Origin of the sequence: Pseudorhodobacter sp., from assembly GCF_030452865.1 — a bacterium.
In the GTDB taxonomy this organism is placed as follows: domain Bacteria; phylum Pseudomonadota; class Alphaproteobacteria; order Rhodobacterales; family Rhodobacteraceae; genus Pseudorhodobacter.
Genome location: NZ_JAKDLJ010000441.1, coordinates 1 through 2,797, shown reverse-complemented (window position 1 = coordinate 2,797; position 2,797 = coordinate 1). Strand labels below are relative to the sequence as shown.

Sequence of the window (2,797 nt, the reverse complement as noted above, 5' to 3'; positions counted from 1 at the left end):
TGTCTATTTCGCGGTTCTGGGCAAAACCTACGGCCCAGCCGCACCTGGCGCGCAGGTGGTGAAAAACGTAAAGCTATCGCCGGAGGCATTGACCGAGCATTTCGCTTTGGCTGACCTCTCGGGCGACAGTGATCTGGCGAAATTTGTCGCGGTCGCCGACGCCACCAATCCCTGAACCCCCAGTGCTTGGCCCCCTGCGCTGATCCGCCGGTTGCCCTTGGCCAAGGCTTGGCCTATGTCTGCTCCACCGCTGGACAGGATGTTCCGATGACTCATAACCCGATCCGCCCCTGGCGCAATATCGCCCGCCGCAAATCCCGTCAGATCATGGTGGGCAAGGTCGCCGTGGGGGGCGATGCGCCGATTTCGGTGCAAACGATGACCAATACGCTGACCACTGATATCAAAGCGACGATCGAGCAGGTGCAACGTGCCGCCGCTGTCGGGGTTGATATCGTCCGGGTCTCGGCACCCGACCGTGAAAGCGCGCTGGCTTTACGGCAGATTTGTGCCGAATCCCCGGTGCCCATCGTCGCCGACATCCATTTCCACTACAAACGCGCGATTGAGGCGGCCGAGTCGGGCGCGGCCTGTCTGCGCATCAACCCCGGCAATATCGGGGACGCCGCCCGCGTGCGCGAAGTGATCAAGGCGGCCAAAGATCACGGCTGCTCCATCCGCATCGGCGTCAATGCAGGCAGTCTGGAACGCCACCTGCTGGAGAAATATGGCGAACCGTGCCCGGATGCGATGGTGGAATCCGGTCTCGACCATATCAAGATCCTGCAAGACAACGATTTTCATGAATTCAAGATCAGCGTGAAAGCATCAGATGTTTTCATGGCCGCCGCCGCCTATCAGCAACTGGCCGAAGTCACCGACGCCCCGATCCATCTTGGCATCACCGAAGCAGGCGGGTTGCAATCAGGCACCGTGAAATCCGCCATCGGGCTTGGCAACCTACTGTGGTCCGGCATCGGCGACACTATCCGCGTCTCGCTGTCCGCCGATCCGGTGGAAGAGGTGAAGGTCGGTTTCGAGATTCTAAAATCGCTTGGTTTGCGCCACCGCGGCGTCACCATCATCTCTTGCCCGTCCTGCGCAAGGCAAGGCTTTGACGTGATCAAAACCGTGACCGAGTTGGAAACGCGTCTCGCCCATGTGACGACTTCACTGAGCCTGAGCATCATCGGTTGCGTCGTCAATGGCCCGGGTGAGGCGCTGATGACCGATATCGGCTTCACCGGCGGTGGTGCTGGTTCCGGCATGGTCTATCTTGCCGGCAAGCAGAGCCACAAACTTGGCAACGCAGCGATGGTCGACCATATCGTTGAAATGGTGGAACAAAGGGCCGCACAGATTGAGGCTTCCGAAGCCGAAAAAGCACCGTAGTGTGTTTTGTCTTTGCCGTAACTCGTAACCGTCTGCCTTTCGCCGAGGAGATATGGCCATCGCCAATATCCTCTTTTCCAGATTGAATCGGATCCATTCTGATATGGTAACGCTTGATCTACGGCTGGTGCCGCCGTGTCTTTGGCGTCGCTCTTTCGAAACGCATCCTTGAAACGTGGATTGTTTTCAACGCCCGCAGGAAGACGCGTCTTGATATGGCGGGTCTTCGTGTTATCGGTGAATTCAGACCAAAGGCCCCAAAACCCTACATCCTTCACAAACAAATCAGCAAAATCATCAGGCTTCATCGGCTCCGTTGCGCTACGCGCGACGCCAGGTGCTGGGGCGTATCGCGTTTGATCGGTTTCAGTTATTTATCTTTCCCAATGAGGCCGCTTTTTCAAAGGACAAGGCGTGCATTGGGGCGGGCGAGTTCAGTTGAAAGCGACATGCGCTGGTTTGTTCGCAGGCGAAATCCTACACCCCCACGCGATCGAACGACGCACTGGCGATCCTGCGACGCCGCCCTGAAACGGTGTGCTGCGTTCCTGATCCGTTGCGCGGCAACGCCTGCGGGAGGGGAGCAGATATTGCGGTGCAATCTTGACCCCATGCCCAGGATTGATCATCACGCGCGCCCGGAAATGATCGCTGCCGCAAGCCTCCATCACGACAACCGACGGCGGCTGATCTGCCATGAACCGTCGAAACCGCGAACGTGCCAACTGCACTCGGAATTTCAGCTGGCCCGCCATCGACGCGCCATGCGGTTGCAACGCGGGTTTTGCCAAGCCCCCGATCACCGTATCATTCATCTTCCCCTGCTCTGCTTGTTATGGTTCCGTCACCTTCACTTCTGGTAAATGCCGTGCCGTCAGATATAAGGGCGCCAACCACCCCATTTTACAGCAATGGCCGCACGCGCATCTTGCGGGCAAACTGTTGCCGGAAGGCGGGGCATTGGCGCGATAACATTCGCCTGGAAACTGAAAATTGGTGCGTAGGTTTCACGAATGAACGCCGCTGAGAACGGGGGAATTAGCTGACACACCGGCCTCTTTTCGCATACCCGTCCATCATCTGTTCAAAAATATCCTCGCCGAAGGCCGGATTTTCGTCTGAAAATCTATACCGGCAATCTAATCCGTCAAATGCCGTGCAATCTGGCGCAACATGCCGTGAAACGTCGCCGTTTCCGCCTTGGTCAGCCCCAACCGCGCCCACATATTGCGCAAGGATTGCTTCATCCCCGGCACTTTCGCGGGCGGGTAAAAGAACCCCGCCGCTTCCAGTTTTTCCTCAAAATGATCACCAAGTTTCTCGATCTCGATGCGGCTGGCGAAATCCGTGCGGTTGAACACCATTTCCTCGGGCGCAACGTCACCGGTCTGCCGCTGCCACTCAT

2 protein-coding genes and 2 pseudogenes are annotated in these 2,797 nt (G+C 57.6%); 2 read left to right on the top strand and 2 right to left on the bottom strand.

Annotated elements, in window-relative coordinates; genetic code table 11:
* Positions 1–175: pseudogene (locus L0H65_RS17750) on the top strand (DUF4115 domain-containing protein); the annotation flags it as partial.
* 92 nt (positions 176–267) lie between these two features.
* Entirely contained in the window at positions 268–1,392 is a 1,125-nt protein-coding gene (gene ispG, locus L0H65_RS17745; RefSeq protein ID WP_301460547.1) for a flavodoxin-dependent (E)-4-hydroxy-3-methylbut-2-enyl-diphosphate synthase, read from the top strand.
* A 434-nt stretch (positions 1,393–1,826) separates the two neighbouring features.
* Here the strand turns inward: ispG and L0H65_RS17740 are convergent, their stop codons facing one another.
* Both L0H65_RS17740 and L0H65_RS17735 read right to left on the bottom strand, forming a co-directional pair.
* Positions 1,827–2,207, bottom strand: coding sequence for a hypothetical protein (locus L0H65_RS17740; protein ID WP_301460546.1), 381 nt, complete (start codon positions 2,205–2,207; stop codon positions 1,827–1,829).
* Positions 2,208–2,531: 324 nt separating this feature from the next.
* A pseudogene (locus tag L0H65_RS17735) lies at positions 2,532–2,797 on the bottom strand (RNA methyltransferase); the annotation flags it as partial.

What these genes read in the sequence shown, in the direction of transcription:
- ispG (WP_301460547.1), top strand. Translation starts at nt 268, where the DNA reads ATGACTCATAACCCGATCCGCCCCTGGCGCAATATCGCCCGCCGCAAA.
- L0H65_RS17740 (WP_301460546.1), bottom strand. Translation starts at nt 2,207, where the DNA reads ATGAATGATACGGTGATCGGGGGCTTGGCAAAACCCGCGTTGCAACCG.